The organism is Nonomuraea sp. NPDC050643, assembly GCF_040654715.1.
Lineage (GTDB): Bacteria > Actinomycetota > Actinomycetes > Streptosporangiales > Streptosporangiaceae > Nonomuraea.
In genome coordinates this window covers 191,740-212,500 of record NZ_JBFAIM010000016.1, presented here as the reverse complement: position 1 = coordinate 212,500, position 20,761 = coordinate 191,740, and the positions used below count along the sequence as shown (strand labels likewise).

22 protein-coding genes are annotated in these 20,761 nt (G+C 70.4%); 11 read left to right on the top strand and 11 right to left on the bottom strand.

Going from position 1 to position 20,761, the window contains the following annotated elements:
- Positions 1–145 precede the first annotated feature (145 nt).
- Positions 146–2,398 (bottom strand): penicillin acylase family protein, encoded by a 2,253-nt coding sequence (locus AB0I15_RS23555; RefSeq protein WP_358099145.1) that lies wholly within the window; start codon positions 2,396–2,398, stop codon positions 146–148.
- A 322-nt stretch (positions 2,399–2,720) separates the two neighbouring features.
- Here AB0I15_RS23555 and AB0I15_RS23550 point away from each other — a divergent pair, with 322 nt between their 5' ends.
- The 5 genes from AB0I15_RS23550 (at position 2,721) to AB0I15_RS23530 (ending at position 9,211) form a co-directional block, all read left to right on the top strand.
- Entirely contained in the window at positions 2,721–5,033 is a 2,313-nt protein-coding gene (locus tag AB0I15_RS23550; protein WP_358099142.1) for a peptidase M6, read from the top strand.
- A gap of 348 nt (positions 5,034–5,381) precedes the next feature.
- Positions 5,382–7,805 carry a nitrate- and nitrite sensing domain-containing protein gene (locus AB0I15_RS23545; RefSeq protein ID WP_358099140.1) on the top strand — a complete coding sequence of 808 codons (2,424 nt, stop codon included), beginning with the start codon at positions 5,382–5,384 and terminating at the stop codon, positions 7,803–7,805.
- The gene (locus AB0I15_RS23540) at positions 7,802–8,233 is read left to right on the top strand and encodes a roadblock/LC7 domain-containing protein (RefSeq protein WP_358099137.1); all 432 of its coding nucleotides are present in this window, start codon (positions 7,802–7,804) and stop codon (positions 8,231–8,233) included. Before AB0I15_RS23545 ends, AB0I15_RS23540 begins: the two co-directional genes overlap by 4 nt.
- Complete coding sequence (locus AB0I15_RS23535; protein WP_358099134.1) at positions 8,230–8,631, top strand: DUF742 domain-containing protein; 402 nt, start codon at positions 8,230–8,232, stop codon at positions 8,629–8,631. Before AB0I15_RS23540 ends, AB0I15_RS23535 begins: the two co-directional genes overlap by 4 nt.
- Complete coding sequence (locus tag AB0I15_RS23530; RefSeq protein ID WP_358099131.1) at positions 8,612–9,211, top strand: ATP/GTP-binding protein; 600 nt, start codon at positions 8,612–8,614, stop codon at positions 9,209–9,211. The genes AB0I15_RS23535 and AB0I15_RS23530 overlap by 20 nt, the downstream gene beginning before the upstream one ends.
- Positions 9,212–9,291: 80 nt before the next feature.
- Here the strand turns inward: AB0I15_RS23530 and katG are convergent, their stop codons facing one another.
- From katG to AB0I15_RS23505, 5 genes are all read right to left on the bottom strand, one after another.
- A complete protein-coding gene (gene katG / locus AB0I15_RS23525) occupies positions 9,292–11,523 on the bottom strand; it encodes a catalase/peroxidase HPI (protein WP_358099128.1) in 2,232 nt (743 codons plus the stop codon).
- A gap of 24 nt (positions 11,524–11,547) precedes the next feature.
- Positions 11,548–11,979, bottom strand: coding sequence for a Fur family transcriptional regulator (locus AB0I15_RS23520; protein WP_358099125.1), 432 nt, complete (start codon positions 11,977–11,979; stop codon positions 11,548–11,550).
- Positions 11,980–12,046: 67 nt separating this feature from the next.
- The gene (locus tag AB0I15_RS23515) at positions 12,047–12,367 is read right to left on the bottom strand and encodes a hypothetical protein (protein ID WP_358099122.1); all 321 of its coding nucleotides are present in this window, start codon (positions 12,365–12,367) and stop codon (positions 12,047–12,049) included.
- 86 nt (positions 12,368–12,453) lie between these two features.
- The gene (locus tag AB0I15_RS23510) at positions 12,454–12,783 is read right to left on the bottom strand and encodes an AzlD domain-containing protein (RefSeq protein WP_358099120.1); all 330 of its coding nucleotides are present in this window, start codon (positions 12,781–12,783) and stop codon (positions 12,454–12,456) included.
- An 8-nt stretch (positions 12,784–12,791) separates the two neighbouring features.
- Positions 12,792–13,604 carry an AzlC family ABC transporter permease gene (locus AB0I15_RS23505; RefSeq protein ID WP_358099117.1) on the bottom strand — a complete coding sequence of 271 codons (813 nt, stop codon included), beginning with the start codon at positions 13,602–13,604 and terminating at the stop codon, positions 12,792–12,794.
- A 62-nt stretch (positions 13,605–13,666) separates the two neighbouring features.
- Here AB0I15_RS23505 and AB0I15_RS23500 point away from each other — a divergent pair, with 62 nt between their 5' ends.
- On the top strand, positions 13,667–14,119 hold the full coding sequence (locus AB0I15_RS23500; RefSeq protein WP_358099114.1) for an Lrp/AsnC family transcriptional regulator: 453 nt from the start codon (positions 13,667–13,669) through the stop codon (positions 14,117–14,119).
- On the opposite strand, the gene AB0I15_RS23495 is transcribed toward AB0I15_RS23500, so the two are convergent.
- On the bottom strand, positions 14,109–14,696 hold the full coding sequence (locus AB0I15_RS23495) for a TetR/AcrR family transcriptional regulator (protein WP_358099111.1): 588 nt from the start codon (positions 14,694–14,696) through the stop codon (positions 14,109–14,111). The two genes, AB0I15_RS23500 and AB0I15_RS23495, sit on opposite strands and share 11 nt — an antisense overlap.
- A 98-nt stretch (positions 14,697–14,794) precedes the next feature.
- Between AB0I15_RS23495 and AB0I15_RS23490 the strand changes: the two genes are divergently transcribed.
- The 5 genes from AB0I15_RS23490 (at position 14,795) to AB0I15_RS23470 (ending at position 18,078) form a co-directional block, all read left to right on the top strand.
- On the top strand, positions 14,795–15,418 hold the full coding sequence (locus AB0I15_RS23490; RefSeq protein ID WP_358099108.1) for an NAD(P)H-binding protein: 624 nt from the start codon (positions 14,795–14,797) through the stop codon (positions 15,416–15,418).
- 445 nt (positions 15,419–15,863) lie between these two features.
- Entirely contained in the window at positions 15,864–16,445 is a 582-nt protein-coding gene (locus tag AB0I15_RS23485; RefSeq protein WP_358099105.1) for a cadmium resistance transporter, read from the top strand.
- Positions 16,446–16,477: 32 nt separating this feature from the next.
- The gene (locus AB0I15_RS23480) at positions 16,478–17,074 is read left to right on the top strand and encodes a TetR/AcrR family transcriptional regulator (RefSeq protein ID WP_358099102.1); all 597 of its coding nucleotides are present in this window, start codon (positions 16,478–16,480) and stop codon (positions 17,072–17,074) included.
- The gene (locus AB0I15_RS23475; protein WP_358099099.1) at positions 17,071–17,565 is read left to right on the top strand and encodes a DUF6653 family protein; all 495 of its coding nucleotides are present in this window, start codon (positions 17,071–17,073) and stop codon (positions 17,563–17,565) included. The genes AB0I15_RS23480 and AB0I15_RS23475 overlap by 4 nt, the downstream gene beginning before the upstream one ends.
- Positions 17,566–17,622: 57 nt before the next feature.
- The gene (locus AB0I15_RS23470) at positions 17,623–18,078 is read left to right on the top strand and encodes a protein-tyrosine phosphatase family protein (protein WP_358099096.1); all 456 of its coding nucleotides are present in this window, start codon (positions 17,623–17,625) and stop codon (positions 18,076–18,078) included.
- Here AB0I15_RS23470 and AB0I15_RS23465 read toward each other — a convergent pair.
- From AB0I15_RS23465 to AB0I15_RS23450, 4 genes are all read right to left on the bottom strand, one after another.
- Positions 18,062–18,328 (bottom strand): hypothetical protein, encoded by a 267-nt coding sequence (locus tag AB0I15_RS23465; RefSeq protein ID WP_358099093.1) that lies wholly within the window; start codon positions 18,326–18,328, stop codon positions 18,062–18,064. The genes AB0I15_RS23470 and AB0I15_RS23465 overlap by 17 nt on opposite strands.
- The gene (locus AB0I15_RS23460) at positions 18,328–18,678 is read right to left on the bottom strand and encodes a winged helix-turn-helix domain-containing protein (RefSeq protein ID WP_358099091.1); all 351 of its coding nucleotides are present in this window, start codon (positions 18,676–18,678) and stop codon (positions 18,328–18,330) included. Before AB0I15_RS23460 ends, AB0I15_RS23465 begins: the two co-directional genes overlap by 1 nt.
- An 83-nt stretch (positions 18,679–18,761) precedes the next feature.
- Positions 18,762–20,105, bottom strand: coding sequence for a hypothetical protein (locus AB0I15_RS23455; protein WP_358099088.1), 1,344 nt, complete (start codon positions 20,103–20,105; stop codon positions 18,762–18,764).
- A 71-nt stretch (positions 20,106–20,176) separates the two neighbouring features.
- The gene (locus tag AB0I15_RS23450; protein WP_358099085.1) at positions 20,177–20,752 is read right to left on the bottom strand and encodes an XRE family transcriptional regulator; all 576 of its coding nucleotides are present in this window, start codon (positions 20,750–20,752) and stop codon (positions 20,177–20,179) included.
- Positions 20,753–20,761: the final 9 nt, after the last annotated feature.

Genomic DNA, 20,761 nt, shown 5'->3' with positions numbered 1-20,761 from the left:
GGAGCGCTGGTCGAGGGGATGCCGACGGCGTAGACGATCCGCCACTCGCCCGACCTCCCTCCGTCCTGCGCATCCGGTGACCCCGCCCTGCCTTACCGGCGACGGGCAGCTTGAGGTGGCATCGGGGCTGCGGTAGCCCGGTGCCCTACCTGCCCGGCCGGTAGCTTCGTTCGACGTGGCCCTTGAGGTCTTCGGGATGGAAGTAGACCGGCCGGAGGTTGCCGCTCGCATAGCGTTCGACCTGGTCGTTGAAGTGGGGTGAGCCGGGGTGCCCGCTCGCGCCCCCCGCCGTCACCGCCCAGGCGCGCAGCTTCGGGCCGAACTCCACGACCGCCACGAAGCTGTTGCCGCTGGTGCCGTAGTAGCGCTTCGTCCCGGGATAGCGCCGCGCGCCGAACGAGGCGAGGGAGCCCCATTGCGCGGAGGTGAAGGGCACCGGGGTGCTCGGCTTGGCGTCGTCGAACTCCTGGACGATCTTGCCGTCGTTACGCTGGAAGCGGTTGATCTCGCCCCAGGGCACCTGCCAGCTCCCGAAATCCTGCGTCAGCCGATCCGCCGCCTCCCTGAGCGACTCGAGCCGCTGCGCGTCGGTGGCGCGCTCGGCCATGTAGTCCCACACGGACATGCCCGCGTCTCTCGCGGGCTGGACCGAGCGTGCCCAGAGCGCCTCGCCCCAGAACACGGCCAGCGAGGTCGGGGCCGAGTTCGCGCCCCAGCGATGGTCCCAGCCGCGCAGCAGGCCGATCGGGCCGCTCAGCCGCGCCTTGAGCCGGTCGTCCTCGGGCAGTTCGTCCCAGGCCGCGACCAGCCCTGGCAGGAGCCGGGCGAAGGCGGTGAGGTAGGGGTCGAAAGCGGCCGCGATCAGCGTCTGCGGGGTGAAGTCGCGCCGCGCGGTCAGCACCCGGATCGCCTGCGGCCCGCGCGGGTTCTCGCCGGCCTGGTCGAAATAGCGTGGATGGTCGGCGGCCTTGGGGCTGTCGGCGCCGGCCGCCGTCCAGGGCCAGTTGTTGGTGTTGAAGGCCCAGCCGTTCTTCGGGTTCACCGCCTGCGGCAGGCCGGCGAGGCTGTGCAGCCCGCGCCAGTTGGTCGCCGGATCGCTGCCGTCGACGGGCCTGCGATAGTCGAAGCGATCGTCGCGGACCGGCATGAACTGCGGCACCAGGAAGGCGATCTCACCCTTCGAGTCGGCGAACAGCGTGTTGTTCGAGCTGTTGGCCTTGAAGGCCGCCACGTTGAGGAAGCCCGCGTAGTCGCGCACCTTCGTACGCAGGAAGCTCTGCTGCAGCGCCTCGACGGGCTTGTTCATCAGCGCGAACGCGATCCACCTGCCATCCGCCTCGCGCACGATCGGGCCGTGGTGCGTGGCGAAGGTGGTGAAGCCGCGCCGCACCAGCCCGCCGTCCGCGGTGCGCTGGGCCAACGTGATCGTCTTCGTCGTCACCGGTCGCAGCGCGTCGCCGTAGCGGTAGAAGCGGCTGCCGTCGGGCCCCGTCACGATCGTCTCGGCGAACTCGTCGACGTTGTCGACGCCGCTCGAGGTGTGCATCCAGCCCGCGTGCGCGTTGAAGCCCTGGTAGACGAAGAACTGTCCCCAGGTGGCCGCGCCGTAGACGTTGAGCCCTTCGCCGCTCGTCACGTGCTGCTCGGAGCGGAAGAAGAAGCTGGTGTGCGGGTTGATGAGCAGCAGCGCATGGCCGTTCTTCGTGTGGCGGGGCGCGATGGCGAAGCCGTTCGAGCCCTTGGGTTCGCCGAACAGCAGCCCGAGCTCCTCGTCGGTCATCTCCACCTGACGGCCGCCGTAGAAGGCTTCGAGCTGGGTGAGCGGCACCCGCTCGATGTCGCCGCCGATGCTGCCCTCGGAGAAGCTCAGCGGCATCCACGGCTCGAAACGCCTGAGCACGCGCGGACGTACCTCGGGGTGGGTCGCGAGGTAGTAGTTCAGCCCGTCCGCCCAGGCCCGCATCAGCTTGCGCAGCCAGGCGGGGCACTTCGCGTAGTCGCGCTTCAGCGCCTCGGGATCGATGAACAGCCGCTGGCGCAGGTCCTGCCAGATCGCGCTCTCGGCCTCGCCCTCCGCCTCGGCGAGGCGGCCGAGGCTGATCAGGTAGTTCCGCTCGATCCGGTTGAAGTCGTCCTCGGCCTGGGAGTAGATCATCCCGAACACCGCGTCGGCGTCGGTCCGGCCCACCACATGGGGGATGCCCCAGTCGTCGCGGGTGATCGTCACGTTCGCCGCCTGCCCCCGCCAGCGGACGAGGTCGGGCACGGTACGCGTGGACGTGGCGGAGGCCGCACCGGGCGGCGCTCCCACCACGACGGCCGCGGCTCCGGCGGCCAGTCCGGCTGCTCCGCCCAGGACGCGGCGCCGGGTCAGCCCTTCGTTCTGCGGGTGGTTCACGAGTCAGCCCACCTTTCTCAGAGGCCAGGGCCGGTGCGGCAGGTACGTCGACTGCCGAGGCGGTCACCGCGGGCCACGGATTCCCGAACATGTACCGTCGAGTGGCGCTTGGTGATCAATCTGCTGCGAAATTCGTACCACCCGCTCCGGCGCCCGGCAAGAGAGGGCGATGGGCGGTCACCTGTGCGCGAAGGGCCTGATCGGCGGTTCCCGACAGACGTCGGGAACCCCGGCCGATCGCTTTCGTCATCTGCACCGTGACGAGGACGCTTTGGCGTCGTAGCGTTCCACATCGGCAGGTTCGTCAAGGAAGGTGCTCTTTGTGCTCTTGAATCGCGGACGTCGCCCATCCCGACGATCGTCGGCCAAGACGCTGTCGGCGCTCTGTGTCCTCGCCCTCGGCCTGTCGCTCACCATGACGCAGACCGGCCAGGCCACCGCCACGGCGCAGGACCTTCCCGCTCCGCAGCCGATCGACCCGCAGCGGGTGCGGGACCAGCAGGACATGACCTGGCAGGACTACACGCCGATTCCCGGGGTGAGCTGGGCGACCAACGGCGCGGTCCCGACCGACCGGGCGCTCCGGGTGGCGCTCGTCGCGGTCGACTTCCCCGACCAGCCGTTCGTGATCACCAAGCCGAAGCAGTCGGACCCGTTCGGCAACCCGCAGATCGACCCCGTCGCCCGGGACAAGGTCGCGCAGTTCTACGCCGACTTCTTCAACACGCCGAGCCCGGTGAACCACTCCCAGACCATCAACGGGTACTGGATGGAGCAGAGCGGCGGCAGGGTGGGCATCTCCTCGGTGACGGCCTTCGGGCCGTACCGGATGCCGAAGAACTCCTCCCAGTACGGCCTCAACGACATCGGCCAGCCGCAGCAGCAGGGCTGCCCCGGCCAGACCACGGTCACCGGGAACCAGGCCGCCGTGTCCACCATCGCGGTGAAGTCGGCCGAGTTCCTCAAGGTCGGCGACCTCATCACGATCGCGGGGGTCTCCCCGTCGGGGCAGCGGGTCGTCACCGCCATCCCGGACGGCACCCACCTCACCCTCGACGCGACCGTCACGGTCACCGACCAGGCCGGCATCAACAACTGCGCCGGGACCCGCCTGGAGACCGACGCCGACAGGCTCTGGCACGAGGACGCGGACTGCACCCGCAACTGCGGCTACGACGTGGTCCTGCGGATCTACGCCGGCTACGACGAGACGTCGGTGTGGCAGGAGTTCGGGGAGATGAGGTTCAACTCGCCGCAGGACGTGCCGCGGGAGGTCTGGGGCAACCCGAACCCGGCGCTGCCCAACGCGGTGCAGAGCCGCTACGTCCCCTGGACCTCCTGGCTCGCCGGCTCGCAACTGTGGGGCCAGTCGACGGTCCGGCAGGGCGAGAGCTCGGGCACGATCACGCACGAGCTGAGCCACTTCTTCTTCAGCATCGGCGACAACAACAACAATCCGTACGTCCAGCCGTACCACCGGGCGGGGTCTGGGCCGTGGGACATGATGGATCGGGGCTCGTTCAACGGGCCGGGCGGTCCGCACAACCGCTGGCGGGTGCCCGCGCAGCAGGGCGCCTCGATGGGAGCCGAGCAGACCCTGCGGAACAAGATCGGAATGGGGTTCGTCCCCTACTCCTCGGTGCTGCGGCTCAACCGTGACGGGCTCGCCAAGTCCGGCCTCGCGGTCGTGGACGTGATCGCCAGGGCGGTGAACGCCGGCCCGCTGCCGCAGGGCACCCGGGCGGGTGTCCAGGTGCTGCTGGACGGCGCCGCGCCCGTCGACCGTTCGCCGGCCTGCGACGTCGGCACCGACCCGCTGTGCGACGGCGGCGGCCCCTCCGGCGGGTGGAGCAACTACACGCTGGAGACGGTCCAGCGGATCGGGTACGGCTCGTTCCAGCCGGACAACGGCGTGCTGATCGCCAAGAACAAGGCCTATGAGCCCGGAGGCGATGGCAAGGAGGGCGCGACCTGCGGCTACAACTGCTTCACGTGGGTGGTGGACGCGCATCCCGAAGACATCGGCATGCTGGACTACAAGCGGCCCGACGGCACCGAGGTGATGCGGACGATCGGCGACTACCGGCAGCTCAACGACGCCCTTTTCCACGCCGGAACGAACTCGGGCTCGGCGAACGAGTACGTCGACGCCGCGAACGGCCTGCACTTCTACGTCCTGAACACCTACAGGGACGCCAAGGGCCTCCTGCACTACGTCATCGGCGTGCGGAACCCGGCAGAAGCGGGACCGCAGCAGCGCGGCGTGGCGGTGAGCCGGGGCAGACCGGACGGCAGGGCGCCGGCGCACGCCACCACCTGCTCCTTCAGCTTGACCAACACCGGCAGGGACGCCGCCACCGACCCGGCTCTGCATCCGCAGGACGAGCGCGCCCACCTGCGCAACGACATCTACCGGCTGTCGGCCTCGGCCACGGGCGCGGGCTGGTCGGCGCGGTTGCCCAACAACCTGGCCACGGCCGCGTTCGGCCGGTCGGTCGACGTCCCGGTCCGGGTGACCCGTACGCCGGGCGGCGCCCGCTCCGCCACGGTCGAGCTGACCGCGACCTCGGTGAGCAACCCGAGGAGGACGGCCACCGCCACCTGCGACGTGAGGACCCAGGACACCGGCCGCTGACCCCGCGCCCGCCCCGGCCAAGACCCGCGACTCAGGCCGACCGGCGTGAGCGAGACCGTGGCGCCGATGCCGAGCAGGCAGACCCTGGCCTCGGGCTCGGTGAGATCGCCCGGCAGCGGCGCGTCGGCGTCCTCGACGAACCCGTTGTCGATCAGTCCCGAGATGACCTCGCAGGAGACGCCCTGCTGCATGAGGCCGATCATGATGCGATCGCCGGTCAGGATCCAAAAGGGGGCGGCGGCGAGGGGGCTTTCGAGTCATCTGCCGGATGGCTACTATCAGGCACCAAATCGTCTACCTTGGCGAGTTTCGTCAAGAGCGCACCGATCGATGAGGAGTGTCCTGCACGTGGCTGGATTGGGCAGGGTCGGGCGACGACGAACAGAGTCCGCGGGCGACGCGAACGGCTTAGCGGAACCGGCAGCCGACAAGCCGCGGCGGCTGACCGGCGTCCGGCGGCTGCCCCTGCGTACCGTGCTGCTCATCGTCGTGTTCGTGCCGAGCCTGACCTTCACCCCACTGCTGGCCTCGGGCATGTCCCAGCTCTTCGGCCAGTGGCGGGGGGAGAAGGCCCAGCTCGACCTGGCCACCACCACCGTCGGCCAGCCGGCGGCCGCCCTGTTCTTCAGCCTCGATCAGGAGCGACGGCTCACCGCCGAGGTGCAGTCCGGCTCCCGTGGCACCTCCCGCGACAAGCTCGCCAAGCAGCGCGCGGCGACCGACAAGACCGCGACCGTCTTCCACGCCCTGATGACGACGGACCTGTCCGGCGACGCGCAGGAGGGGCTCGCCGACGCCATCGCCCGGACCGACCGCGGCCTGCGCTCCCTCGACCAGCAGCGCCGGGCGGTGGACGCCGGCACCTCCGGCCCGCAGTCGACGTACGACTACTACAGCGGCCTCCTCGAGCTCGACCTCGGCGTGATGACCGCGCTCAGCCACACCGACTATGCCGCGGTGAACAGCAAGGCGCAGATCATGGTCGACCTCTTCTGGGTCGTCGACATGATCGGCCGGGAGGACGCCATCCTGGCGCGCGGCTGGGAGACGGGCCGCCTGACGAGGGAGGAGTACGGCCTCGTCACCGACGCCATCGGCACCAGGAAGCACCTGATGCACGCCCGGGTGATCCCCAGCCTCACGGACAACGAGAGCCCGTACCGGACGCTGACGACCGGCAAGGCGTGGAAGACCATGACCACCCTGGAAGGGCGGCTGGCCACGTCGGGGAGCAACCAGGCCACCCTCCGCCAGGACGGCGCCGAGTGGCGCGCCTCGGTGGAGGCCGCCACCGAGCAGGTACGGCAGCTCCTCCGCCTCCGGCTCGAGAACGTCTCCAAGGTCGGCACCAGCCACACCGACATGCTCTTCACGGTCTTCCTCAGCGTCACCTCCGTGGGCCTGCTCGCCGTGGCCCTGGTGATCTTCACGAGCTGGCGCCTCACCGCCATCCTCCGCCGGCGCATCCTGCACCTGCGCGAGGAGGCCCAGGAGCTCCAGAAGCGGCTGCCCAAGGTGGTCGCCCGGCTGGAGCGCGGCGAGGACGTCGACGTGGACGCGGAAGTACGCATGGTCGAGCCCACCCCCGACGAGCTCGGCGAGCTCGGGCAGGCCCTCAACCTGGCCAGCCGCAGCGCCGTCCTCACCGCCGTACGGCAGGCCGAGCAGCACCGTGGCTTCCAGCGCATGCTCCAGCGCATCGCCCGCCGCACCCAGATCCTCATCGGCCTGCAGTTGAAGAAGCTGGACGAGCTCGAACGCCGGCACGAGGACCCCGAGGTGCTGGAGGGCCTGTTCGACCTGGACCACCTCACCGCGCGCCTGCGGCGCTACGAGGAGAACCTGGTGATCCTCGGCGGCGGGCAGCCGCAGCGCCGCTGGCGCAAGCCGGTGCACCTGCTCGACGTGCTGCGCGCCGCGCAGGGCGAGGTCGCGGACTACCGCCGGATCACGATCGACGTCGAGGGCGAACCGTGGGTGGCCGAGCGCGCCGTGGGACCGCTGGTCCACGTCCTGGCCGAGCTCATGGAGAACGCCACCACCTTCTCCAAGCCGCAGACCCCCGTCGAGGTACGGGCCTCGCCGGTCAGCCGGGGCATCGCCGTGGAGATCGAGGACCGCGGCCTCGGCATGGAGCCGGAGCAGTACGCCGCCGCCAACGCCCTGATGCAGAAGCCGCCCCGGCTCGACGTGATGACCCACGCCGACGACGTGCGGCTCGGCCTGTACGTGGTCGCCCGCCTCTCGGCGAGCCTGGGCCTGAAGGTGGAGCTGCGGTCGTCGGCCTTCGGCGGCACCCGTGTCGTCGTGCTGCTCCCGGAGTCGCTGGCGGTGGAGCCGCCCCGTACGGAACCCGAGCCCGTCGCCCTCCCGGAGGAGGCCACCGATCCGCAGGTACGTACCGTCGATCCCCGCCCGGCCCAAGAGGACGGGGAGTTGCCGACACGCTCCAGGGGGCGCGCGATGGCACACGTGACAGCATCCGCCGGATCGCCGGACCAGGACGACCCACCATCGTCGTCCGGCCGGCCACCGCTGCCGCAGCGGGTGCGCCAGGCCAGTCTGGTCACCGAGCTCCAGGCTCCGGTGGACCGGGACGAACAAGCCGACCAGGAGATCTGGGCCGTACGTGACCAGCCCACCCGATCCAGTGCCACGATCGGTGCGTTCCAGAGGCAGTCTCGCAGGCGCCGGGCCGGCGACGACGCCTCCCAGCCCGGGCCGGACGGATCCGCCGAGCCCGGTTCCCCTACGACGGAAGAACCAAGATGACGCAGCGAACCACCGCCACCAACATCGACCTGAACTGGCTCCTGGACGCCCTGGTCGATCAGGTCGCGGGCACTCGGCACGCCATCGTGCTCTCCGACGACGGCCTGGTGATCAGCCGCTCCCGCACGATCGAGCGCGCGGACGCCGAGCGCCTCGCGGCGATCGCCACCGGCCAGCAGAGCCTGGCCCGCGGTGTCGGGCAGCTCTTCAGCGGCGGCCCGGTCCACCAGGTCATCATCGAGATGGCCGATCTGTGGCTGTTCATCACCGCCGCGGGCCGGGGCTCGCACCTGGCCGTGGTCGCCTCCCAGGAGGTCGACGCCGAGCTGATGACCGTCGCGATGCACACCCTCATCCAGCAGGTCGGCCTGAAGCTGGGCACCGACACGCGTAACCCGCGCCCCGATGATGTGGGGAGACACGGATGAAGCACTGGACGGAGGGGTTCGACGACGATGACGCCGACGAGTCCCTTGTCCGTCCTTACACGATCACCGGTGGCCGCACCACGCCCGAGATGGACGACCTCACGCTGATCACCCTGGTGACGGCGATCTCCCGGGTCTCGGCGGAGACCCGGCGCGGGCTGAGGAGAATGCAGCCGGAGCACCGTACGATCCTGGCCCTGTGCAAGCGGCCCCTGGCGGTGGCCGAGGTCGCCTCCGCGGTGAACCTGCCGGTCTCCGTGACCAAGATCCTCATCGGCGACCTGATCGAGACCGGTCAGATGCGGGCCCGGCCACCCCTGGCCTTCGCGCAGGCGGGCGGCGGTAGGCCCGACATGACAATCCTTGAGGCGGTGAGGGATGGGCTACGCAAGCTCTGACCAAGGGGACGCCGCTCCCCTGGCAGTGAAGATCCTGATCGCCGGTGGTTTCGGCGTCGGGAAGACGACCATGGTGGGCGCGGTGAGCGAGGTCGCCCCCCTGCGTACGGAGGAGTACCTGACCCATGCCAGCGTCGGCGTCGACGACCTGGAAGGGGTGAGCGGCAAGTCCACGACCACCGTCGCGCTGGACTTCGGCCGCATCACGATCAACAGCGAGATCGTGCTCTACCTGTTCGGCACCCCCGGCCAGGAACGCTTCTGGTTCATGTGGAACGACCTCGTCAACGGCGCCATGGGCGCGGTCGTCCTGGTCGACACCCGCCGGCTGGACGTCAGCTTCGCCTCGATCGACTTCTTCGAGAGCCGCCGCATCCCCTTCGTGGTCGGCGTCAACTGCTTCCACGGCGTCAAGGACCGGACGCAGGAGGAGATCCGCAAGGCGCTCGACCTCGATCCGCAGGTCCCGCTGGTGCTCTGCGACGCCCGCGACCGCAAGGCGGCCCGCGACGTGCTGCTGGCGCTCATCGACCACCTGATGGCCGCCCAGACCCGCACCGCACCGTCGCCCGTGGCGTGATGCGGTGCTCCTGCCGGCAGGCCGGCCGGCTCTCCTGACCCGAGCGGGCCGGCCTGGACGTCAGATTCGAACGAGAGGGATCAGACGAGGTCGAACCGGTCGAGGTTCATGACCTTGTCCCACGCCGCGACGAAGTCCTTGACGAACTTCTCCTTCGCGTCGTCGCTCGCGTACACCTCGGCGAGCGCCCGCAGCTCGGAGTTCGCGCCGAAGACGAGGTCGACGCGGCTGCCCGTCCACTTGACCGCGCCCGTGACGGCGTCGCGGGCCTCGAACGTGTTCTGGTCCTCGGACGTCGCCTTCCACTCCGTGCCCAGGTCGAGCAGGTTGACGAAGAAGTCGTTGGTCAGCGAGCCGGGGGTCGAGGTGAGGACGCCGACCTGCGTCTGCTGGGAGTTGGCGCCCAGGACGCGCAGGCCGCCGACGAGGACCGTCATCTCGGGGGCGCTGAGCGTGAGCAGGTTCGCCCGGTCGATCAGCAGGTATTCGGCCGGCAGCCGGTTGCCCTTCCCGAGGTAGTTGCGGAACCCGTCGGACGTCGGCTCGAGCGCGGCGAACGACTCGACGTCGGTCTGCTCCTGCGAGGCGTCCACGCGGCCCGGCGTGAAGGGGACCTCGACGGTGTAGCCGGCGTTCCTGGCGGCCTGCTCGACGCCCGCGGCGCCGGCGAGCACGATCAGGTCGGCGAGCGAGATCTGCTTGCCGCCGTTCTGGGTGCCGTTGAAGGACTTCTGGATGCCCTCCAGGGTGCCCAGCGCCGTCGCCAGCCGGTCGGGGTCGTTGGCCTCCCAGCCGATCTGCGGCTGGAGACGGATGCGCGCGCCGTTGGCGCCGCCGCGCTTGTCGCTGCCACGGAAGGACGAGGCCGACGCCCAGGCGGCGGACACCAGCTCGGACACCGACAGGCCGGAGGCGAGCACCTGGGCCTTGAGCGCGGCGACGTCGCCGGCGTCGACGAGCTCGTGCGTCAGCGCCGGGAGGGGGTCCTGCCACAGCAGCGTCTCGGCCGGGACCTCCGAGCCGAGGTAGCGCACGATCGGGCCCATGTCGCGGTGGGTCAGCTTGTACCACGCCTTGGCGAAGGCGTCGGCGAGCGCGTCGGGGTTCTCGAGCCAGCGCCGCGTGATCTGCTCGTAGATCGGGTCGACGCGGAGCGCGAGGTCGGTCGTCAGCATCGTCGGGGCGTGGGTCTTCGACGCGTCGTGGGCGTCGGGTACGGTGCCCGCCCCCGCGCCCTCCTTCGGCTTCCACTGGTGCGCGCCGGCGGGGCTCTTGAACAGCTCCCACTCGTAGCCGTACAGGATCTCGAGGAAGCTGTTGTCCCACGTGATCGGGGTGTTCGTCCAGATGCCCTCGAGACCGCTGGTGATCGTGTCGCCACCCTTGCCGGTGCCGAACGTGTTGCTCCAGCCGAGGCCCTGCGCCTCGATCGGGGCGGCCTCGGGGTCGGGGCCGACGTGCTCCGACGGGCCCGCGCCGTGGGTCTTGCCGAAGGTGTGACCGCCGACGATCAGGGCGGCCGTCTCCTCGTCGTTCATCGCCATCCGGCGGAACGTCTCACGGATGTCGCGGGCCGCGGCGAGCGGGTCGGGGTTGCCGTTCGGGCCCTCCGGGTTGACGTAGATGAGGCCCATCTGGACCGCGCCCAGCGGGTTCTCCAGCTCCCGGTCGCCGGTGTAGCGCTGGTCGTCGAGCCAGGTGGTCTCGGGGCCCCAGTAGACGTCCTCGTCGGGCTCCCAGACGTCCGCGCGACCGCCGGCGAAGCCGAAGGTCTTGAAGCCCATGGACTCCAGGGCGACGTTGCCGGTGAGGATCATGAGGTCGGCCCACGAGATCTTCTGGCCGTACTTCTTCTTGACCGGCCACAGCAGGCGGCGGGCCTTGTCGAGGTTGCCGTTGTCCGGCCAGCTGTTGAGGGGGGCGAAACGCTGCTGGCCCGCACCGGCGCCGCCGCGGCCGTCGCTGATCCGGTACGTGCCCGCGCTGTGCCACGCCATCCGGATCATGAACGGGCCGTAGTGGCCGAAGTCGGCCGGCCACCAGTCCTGCGAGGTGGTCAGCACCTCGAGGATGTCCTGCTTGACGGCGGGCAGGTCGAGGGTCTTGAACGCCTCCGCGTAGTCGAACTCCTCGCCGAGAGGGTTGGTGACGGGCGGATTCTTGGCGAGGATCCTCAGGTTGAGCCGCTCCGGCCACCACTGCCGGTTCCCGCCACCCTGAGTCGGGTGCGGGGCGCGCTCGTGCGCGACCGGGCAGCCGCCTTCACTCTCCGGCTTCGGGTCCGTGACGATTGCATCATGGTTCTCAGACATGGGAATCCTTCCGGATGTGGCGAGTCAGGTGCTGCTTGAACAATCGGGGCATCGGCCCCAGAAGATGACCTCGGCCTCGTCGATCGAGAAGCCGTGATCATTGGACGCGTGCAGGCACGGAGCATGGCCGACCACGCAGTCGACGTCGGCGACCGCGCCGCACGATCGGCACACGATGTGGTGGTGGTTGTCGCCCACCCGCCCTTCGAACCGTGCCGGGCTGCCCGCCGGCTCGATGCGGCGTACGAGCCCGGCCGCGGTCAAGGCGTGGAGGGCCTCGTACACGGCTTGGAGCGAGATGTGCCCCACGCGATCGCGCACCCCGGAGGCGAGCTCCTCCACGCCGAGGTGGTCACCATGCCGGACGGTCTCGAGCAGTGCGACGCGAGCGGCGGTCACCCGCAGGCCCGCACCGCGCAGCTCCTCGGCGGTGGTCGGAGTCCTGGATGCGGTCATGCCGCCAAACTTAGCGTCATAAACATGAACGATACAAGATAACGAACAACCCAAGTGTTGGACTTCGTCAGGCAACGCCCAAGATCCGGACAGCGAACCTGCCCGCTTCCACCTGCTCCATCACCAGCACCGGCGGCTGTCCCGCGGGCCACGGAGCCAGGCCCTGACCGATGAGCCAGCGGCCGATGCGCGCACTCCGGAGCTCTGTACAGCCTGCCCAGAAGGAGGGTGCGACGGAGACCACGACGCTCTCATCATTTCCCAATTCCAGGATCAGGCTGTGCCGATCGCGGTCGAAGAACCGATCCCGGTCCGCCTTGGAGATCCGCAGCCCGTAGCCGGACCCGTCGGCGCGATGGCTGCCGTTGTTCCACCCGGTGACGCGCACGGCCTCAGGGTGCCACTTCGGCGGGCACGCGTACAGCGTTCGACCGCCCCTTCACAGCGGCTCCCCGCCGACCGCGCTGAGCGGCCTTAGGGCTGCAGGAGGGTCGACAGCAGCACGTGTACGGCCGTCGCGCCCAGCACGCTGATCACCGCGTTCCGGGTCTTCAGGTGCAGCCCGATCGCGACGGCCAGGGCCGGCAGGGTGGGGACGACGGTCGTCCAGGTGGTGGGGCGGGCCTCGTACAGGGTGTAGGCGGCCAGGATCAGCATGATCCCCGTGGGCATCTGGACGGCGAGGTACTGCAGCACGGCCGAGCGGCGCAGCGGGGTGAGGACGGCGAAGGGCAGGGCGCGCAGGCCCCACGTGATCGCGGTGCTGACGGCCACGGCGGCGGCCAGGTAGAGCGGGGTGGGCATGTGCGGTTCTAGCCTTCGCGAGCCGAAGCGGTCGTGGTGAGCGCGGTCGTGGTGAGCGTGGTCAGGGCGGTCGTGGTCAGGGCGGTCGTGGTGGGCATGGGACGGCCGGGGTCGTCGGGCGGGGTGGGGGTGGCGCGGCGGCGCAGGGCGTACCGGATGAGCAGGCCGGTGGTGAACAGGACCATCGCCACCAGCAGGGCCTGGCCAGGGGCCAGGAGCGCGGCGAGGGCGAAGGCGGCGGCGGCCAGCAGCGGGGTGGGGAGGTCTCGCTGGGCGCGCCAGGCGTCGATCGTCAGGACCACGAACAGGGCGGTCAGGGCGAAGTCCAGGCCGTGCAGGTCGAGCGGGATCAATGACCCGGCGAGCGCGCCGACGGTGGCGCCGCCGACCCAGTAGCCCTGGCACAGCACCTGCATCCACAGGATGCGGGCGCTGCTCCAGGAGCGGGCGCGCCCGCCGGCGGTCAGGGCGTACGCCTCGTCGGTGAGGGCGAACGTGGCGTAGACGCGGCCGAGCGGGCGGACCTGGCGCAGCGGGAAGGACAGCGCGTAGAACAGGTGCCGGATGTTCACCAGCAGCGCCGTCACGGCGATCTGACCCAGCGGCGTCACCGAGGCGACCAGGCCGAGCAGCAGGAACTCCAGCGACCCGGCGTAGATCACGGCGGTGAACACCGTCGCCCACCACCAGTCCAGCCCGCTGTGCACCACCAGGACGCCGAAGCTGATCCCGAGGGGGAACAGGCTCAACCCCACCGAGGCGGTGTCGGCCACCGCCGCCGCGAAGTCCCGCGACCTGCCCCTTGCTCGTATCGCACGCATGGAGCAATTTTAGTGCGTATATCGCATAATATGATTTCTCTGCGTTAGCGATGGTGAGGCCAATGAGCAATGAAATCAGCCTTGACTACATTGATCGCGAAATATTGTTTCATCTGGCTCAGGACGGGCGACTGTCGAACGTCGAGCTGGCCCGGCGGGTCGGGCTGACGCCGCCGCCGTGTCTGCGCCGGGTCAAGCGGCTGGAGGACGCCGGCGTGATCGCCGGATACCGGGCGCAGATCTCTCCCGAGGCGCTGGGGCGCTCGCTCGAAGTGGTCATGTCGGTGGAGATCGCGGTCAACAACCTGCAGACCGTGGAGGACTTCGAGTCCCGGGTGGCGGCGATGGACGAGGTCGTGGAGTTCCGGCGGATGTTCGGGCGGCCCGACTACTACATGCGGGTGGCGGTCGCCGACCAGATCGCGTACGAGAAGTTTCTCAGCGAGCGCATCCTGCCGCTGCGCGCGGTGTCCCGCGTGGACTCGCACCTCACCATGAAACGCATCAAGGACTGACCCCGGCGACCAGAGGTTCGAGCAGCGTACGGGCGAACGCCGCCGCCGCCTCCCCGTCGTCGCGCTGCCCCGGCGTCGCCATGTGGCCGAGGAACGCGTGCTGGAAGCAGGCGCCGAGCAGGAGTCCGGCGGCGGCATCCACGTCCGCCTCCTTCGACAACCGGCCCGACCGCTGCGCGGCGCGCAGGAAGGCGGCGACCACCTCGTTGGCCTTGTGCGGGCCCGCGCCCTGCTGCCGGAGCTCCTCCTTGTGCGAGTCCAGGGTGTCGGGGTCGGCGAACATCGACGCGAACATGGGGAACCCCGCGCGGTAGAAGTCGATGGCGGCCCGGGCCACCGCTGTGAGGTCGTCCATCAGGTCCCCGCCGCCCCGCAACGCCTGGGCCAGTTGGGTGAAGCCGGGTGAGCGTTCGCGGATCACCGCCACCAGCAGGTCGGCCTTGCTGCTGAAGTGTTTGTACAGGGCCGCCTCCGTGAATCCGGCGGCCCGCGCGATCCGCCGGATGGTCACGTTGGCCAGGCCCTGCTCGGCCATGACCTTGGCCGTCGCGTCGAGGATCACGTCCCTGGTGCCCATTGCCCGCCTCTCCTGAGAGTCTCTCGCTTGACGTGGTTAGTAAGCGCTCACTAACCTTCGCATCGTTAACGAGCGTTTACTCACCCTGGGGAGTGTAGATGGACATCACCGTGTTCGGCGCGACCGGCGGGACCGGGCGGCATCTCGTGGAGCAGGCCCTCGCGGCCGGGCACTCCGTGACCGCGGTGGTCCGGCGGCGGGTGCCCGAGACGGACGGGCTCGAGCAGGTGGTCGCCGACGTGATGGACCCCGAGGCGATCGAGGAGAGCCTGGACGGCCGGGACGCCGTGCTCTCGGCCCTGGGGCCGCGCGGCCGGGGCGCCGGATCCGTCTGCGCCGAGGGGGCGCGGTCGATCATCGCCGCCATGCACGCCGTCGCCGGCCCGCACCGCCTGATCGTCGTCACGGCCGCCGGCCACGTCGTGGACGAGGGGGACGACCTGCTCAACCGGGCCGTGGTCAAGCCGCTGCTGCGACGGCTGCTCCGGGAGGGGTTCGCCGACTTCGCCCGTACCGACGAGGCCGTCCGGGGCAGCGGGCTCGACTGGACGATCATGCGGCCGCCGCGGCTCACCGACGGTGCGCGCCGCGCGTACCGGACCGCCGTCGACCGCAACGTCCGGGGCGGCATCACGATCGGCCGCGCCGACCTGGCTCACGCGACGCTCGCCGCCCTGGACGACCCGGCCACCATCGGCCACAGCATCGCGCTGGGGTACTGAACCGTGGGGACACTGATCGCGGCCCTCCTCTGCCTCGCGCTCGGCGCGCTGGGTCTCGTCGCGTATCCGGCCTTCCTGCGCCGGCCCGACAACGCGCCGCCCGCCGCCCGTGCCCGGCGACCCGGACGCCCGCGCGTCGTCGCGGCCGGTGACAGCGTCGAAGCCGACACCGTGGCGCTCCGGCCGGCCGCGGTCACCATCCTGATCGGCACCAACGACGTCCCTGCCCCCGCTCGGCGAGGACCTGGACACCGACGTCAACCGGCGGCTGGCCGGCGGCGCCCTCGTCACCGACCTCGTCGTCCACCGGCTTCCCACCCGCGTCAAACCCTGACAAGGTCTGTCGCGGCGGCAGGACCGGAAGGGACGGCATGGAGGACGATCTCGTGGCACGAGGCGAGGCTCCGCGCACGGGCGGGAACGACGCACGGCGGCAGGACCCCCGGTGAACGCCGGCATCATCGGCCAGGCCGCCGCCCTGTTCGCCGTCACCAACATCGACGACCTCGTGATCCTGGCCCTGTTCTTCGCCCAGGCGAAGAACGGCGTCAGGATCGTCCTGGGCCAGTACCTGGGCTTCGTCGCCATCCTCGCCGTCGCCATCGCCGCCACCCTGGGCGCCACGTTCCTGCCCGCCTCCGTCCTGCCGTGGCTCGGCCTGCTCCCCCTGGCCCTGGGCCTCAAGGCCGCCTGGGCGCTCAGGCGCCGAGACGAGGCAAGGGAGGAGGAGCCGAGGTCCCCGGGCGGGCCCGGGGCGCTGGAGGTCGCCGCCGTCACCTTCGCCAACGGCGGTGACAACATCGGCGTCTACGTGCCGGTCTTCGCCACGTCGGGCGGCCTGGCCCACGTGGCCGTCTACGTGGGCGTCTTCCTCGTCCTGGTCGCCGTCTGGTGCCTGGCGGGCAGGTATTTCGCGACCCGCCCGCTGATCGCCAGGGCCCTCAGCCGGTGGGGCCACGTCCTGCTCCCCGTCGTGCTCATCGGCCTGGGCCTCCTCATCCTCCTCGAGGGCGGTGCTAGGCTATGACTCAATATACGATCGAGTCATAGGGATAGAGCATGGCCGTCGCGTTCACGGCGGACGACCGGGACCGCATCACCGCCTCCCTGCTCGCGACCGGCGAAGAGCTCTTCGCCGCCCAGGGGCTGAAGAAGACCTCGCTCGACGAGCTGGTCGCCCCGGCGGGCATCGCCAAGGGCAGCTTCTACGCGTTCTTCGAGTCCAAGGAGGAGCTGTACAAGGAGGTCATGGTCCGCAGGGCGCCCCTCATGGGCAAGCTGCTGGCCGCCGCGCTCGACCGGCCGCCGAGCGCGGAGGCGCTGGCCGGGCTGATGCGGAGCATGATCGAGGTGCTCACCACCGACCCGTTCTACCGGCGGCTGCTCACCCACCCCGGCGAGCTGGAGGCGGTGGCGCGCAGGGTGGGGGCCGAGGAGGTCGCCCGCGTCACGCCGCACCTGCTCACCCCGCTGGTCGATTATCTGGCCCAGGGTCAGGCCGACGGCGTGATCGTGGCCGGCGTCGCGCCGGAGGTGCTGGTCGGCGTGCTGCGTACGGCGGGGCTGCTGGTGCTCAACCGCGACAGGTTCGGGCCCGACCACGAGCAGGTGGTCGAGGCCACCGTCAACGCGCTGGCGAGAGGGCTGATCGCATGAGTGTCCTGAAACGGTACGCGGGCGCCGTCGGCATGTCCGACGAGGCCTGGAAGCGCCACGCCAACCCCTGGAGCGTCTGGACCAGGTTCGCCGCCATCCCGCTGATGATCGTGGCGATCTGGAGCAGGGAGTGGATCGGCTGGTGGGCGCTGGTCCCGGTGGGGCTGGTCGTGGCCTGGCTGGCGCTCAACCCGCACGTCTTCCCGGCCGTGGAGCGGCCCGAGAGCTGGTCGGCCAGGGGCATCTACGGCGAGAAGCTGTGGCTGCACGACCGGTCCCTGGTCACCGGCGACCACCGCAAGGTGCAGCGGTTGCTCATCGCGGTGGGGACGGCCGGGTTCGCGCTGCTGGGCTGGGGTCTGGTCGCGCTGGAGATCTGGCCGACCGTGTTCGGCGCCACCCTGATCGTCGTGGGCCAGCTCTGGCGCATCGACCGGCTCGGCCAGCTCTACCTGGCGCACACGGCCGGCGACTCGGCGAGCCGGCCGTAGGTCAGCCCAAAGCGGAACCTTCGTCCACCCCGGCAGCCCCCGAACTAGGCTCCGGCCATGACCGCAACCTGGGAGCCCACCGCCGCAGGGGTGCTGAGCCTGCCCTCGGGCCGCCTCGTCCGCGGCCGGGGCCTGAGACATCCGCTTCCGCCGGGCCCGCATCCCGCCTTCGCCCTCTACCTGCTCGGCCGCCGTCCCCCGCCCGTCGAGTGGGAGCACCGATGGGTGCGATGGCCTGACTTCTGGCTTCCGTCCGACCGGCGGGAGGCCGTCGAGGCCATGCGCGAGGCGTGGGAGCGGGCCGCGACCGAGCGGGTCGAGGTGGCCTGCGGCGGCGGGCGCGGGCGCACCGGCACCGCGCTGGCCTGCCTGGCCGTGCTCGACGGGGTGCCCGCCGACCAGGCGATCGCCTACGTACGCGAGCACTACGCCAAGCAGGCCGTCGAAACCCCCTGGCAACGCCGCTTCATCGCCTGGTTCGAGCGCGAAGGGCCGGCTACTCGACGGTCTTGAGAATCTGCTCGATCGACACCGTCCGCGCCCGTAACTCCGCCACGTCGGCGGCCACGCGCTGCTGGGCGTCCATGGTGTTCTCGGCGAGCTGCTCGAACCGGCGGACGAGCCGGCGCAGGTCCTCGGCCTGATCGGCCTGCAGCCTGGCCTTGCGGTTGTCGAACACCCCCACGATCACCACGCTGATCAGGAAGGTGACCAGCACCAGCACGCCAAGGTAGAAGATCACCTCGGGCCAGGACATTGCCATCAGGAGCGCTCCTTGGATCCAGGACCCTCCTCCGGGTCCGGCCTGCTGAGGGTCTTCGCCGCCTCGGCCACGGCCGAGGCGGTCAGGTGCAGGCTGAAGTTTGTGACCTCGTAGTACTTCATGGCCTTGCCGTCATCGGACAGCTCCAGGCTGCCGGTGATCAGGCCGGCCGACTCCAGCTTGCGCAGGTGCATGTGAAGAAGGGGACGGCTCACGCCTATCACGCGGGCCAGATGGCTCACGTAGTCGCGACCGCCCGCCAGCTCCGCCACGATACGCAGCCGCAGCGGGTTGGCCAGGGCCGCCAGCATCTCGACCAGGTCGTCACCCGTCGGCCCGGCCACCGTCATAACGTCTCACCTGTAAGCTTCCTTTTACACATGAAACCGTAACATTAAGCGCCGAGCACCGGCAATGATCGGCTCACTGGACCCTAGGCCACGTTGAGCGGTTCCCGCTGCCTGCCGGCGCTCCGGGCGCCTCTGAACGGCGTCGCGGTGCCGAGGGTCAGCCCCACGGCCAGGCAGACGAGCGGGATGGCCGGGATCACGTAGCGCACGTCGAAGGCGGCGAGGAACGGCGGCGACACGACCAGCGCGAGCGCGACGAGGCCGGGCAGCAGCGCGTCCCACCGTCGCCTGACCAGCGCGGCCACGAGGGCCCCGCCCAGGGCCAGCGCGAGCAGCGGGAACGGCACATAGCCGAACCGCTGGTACGCCCGCAGCCACCCGGCGAACGGCTCCACCACCCGTGTGGCGGCCGGGCCGCCTTCGTAGGACTCGGCGACGTCGCGTACCGACTCGCTCAGGGGCCTTTCGGCGGCCGGGAACTTGTACGGCGTCTTCTCGTCCACCGCCGTACGCTCCCAGCGCAGCAACTGCGTCAGGTCGGTCGCGACCGCGCCCAGATATTCGCCCGGCTGGGCGAGGATGGCCTGCCTGGCGAACTCCCCGGCGAGCTGGTTGCGGTTGGCCGTGCCGGGCACCTTGAGCAGCGGCGAGAAGCTCTCCCACAACCAGTGCGGCGGATACGGCCGCTGCTCCACCGGCATGGTCGGGCAGAGGACCGCCAGCCGTTCGGGTGGTTTGATCACCCCGCAGTCGGCGAAGCTCATGGTCCTGGACCACAGGAAGTTCCCGTCGGCCTCGGTGAACCCGAACTTGTCCTTCTCCACTTTCATCCAGGTGGCGTACGCGCCCAACGGAATCGCCCCGGCCACCAGCAGCGCCACCAGCGGGCGCCAGCCGTAGCGCCTGATCAGCAGGTAGGCGGCGATCAGGAGCAGCAGCGGCAGGCCGATCGTCCTGGTGATCCCGGCCAGGCCGAGCAGCGCTCCGCCGATGGCGGCCGTGGCCGGGGTGACCCGCCAGACGAGGAGCGTGACGGCGACCGTGACCAGGACGATGAAGATCGCGTCGGCCATGATCATGTGCTCGAGCAGCAGCAGGAACTCGTCGTACAGCAGCGGGGTGACCAGCAGCGTGGCGCCCCAGCCGGGCAGGCCGCGGCGCCGCAGCAGGGCGTAGACGGCGACCGCGAGCGCCAGCCCCAGCAGGTGTTGCAGCACCGTCACCAGCGCGAGGCTGTGGGCGGGCCGCAGCAGCGCCAGGAGCAGGGAGTAGCCGGACGGCCTGGCCGTTCCCGGTGTCAGCTCCTCGCGCAGGAAGGCGAAGGAGTCGCCGTAGAACAGGATGGCCGGCGGGAAGCCGAGCATGGTGAGGACCCGCAGCCCGATCGCGGGCAACATGGCGATGACCAGTGCGCGATGGGCCAGCATGAATCCGCTTCCTCGTGTGTCCGGGCCACCACAATAGTGGGTGTTCCGGTCACCAAGCAGGCAGCCTGGGCTCAGCTCGGCCTGGCGCGGACGTGCATCCGCTCGCCCTGCCGGCCGAACAGGCTGAGGATCTCGACGGGCCCCTCGCCGGTGCTGCCGAACCAGTGCGGCAACCGCGTGTCGAACTCGGCCGCCTCGCCCACCCCCAGCACCAGGTCACGACCGGCCAGCGTCAGCCGCAGCCGCCCGGACAGGACATAGAGCCACTCGTAGCCCTCGTGCGTGGTGGGCTCGGGCACGCACCTGGTGGCCGGGATCACCATCTTGTACGTCTGCAGCGGCCCCGGCTGCCGGGTCAGCGGCAGCACCACGTTGCCGTTCACCCGGCGTGGCCTGAGCCGGATGCGCGGATCGCCCACCTCGGGCGCCCCGACCAGCTCGTCCAGCGGCACCTGGTGGGCCTGGGAGATGGGCAGCAGCAGCTCCAGGCTGGGCCGGCGCTGCCCCGACTCCAGCCGCGAAAGGGTGCTCTTGGAGATGCCGGTCACCTCGGCGAGCGCCGCCAGCGTGACGCCACGCTCGGTGCGCAGCCGCTTGAGCCGGGGGCCGACCTCGGTGAGTGCCTGGGTGAGGGCCGATGCGTCCACGCCTCCATT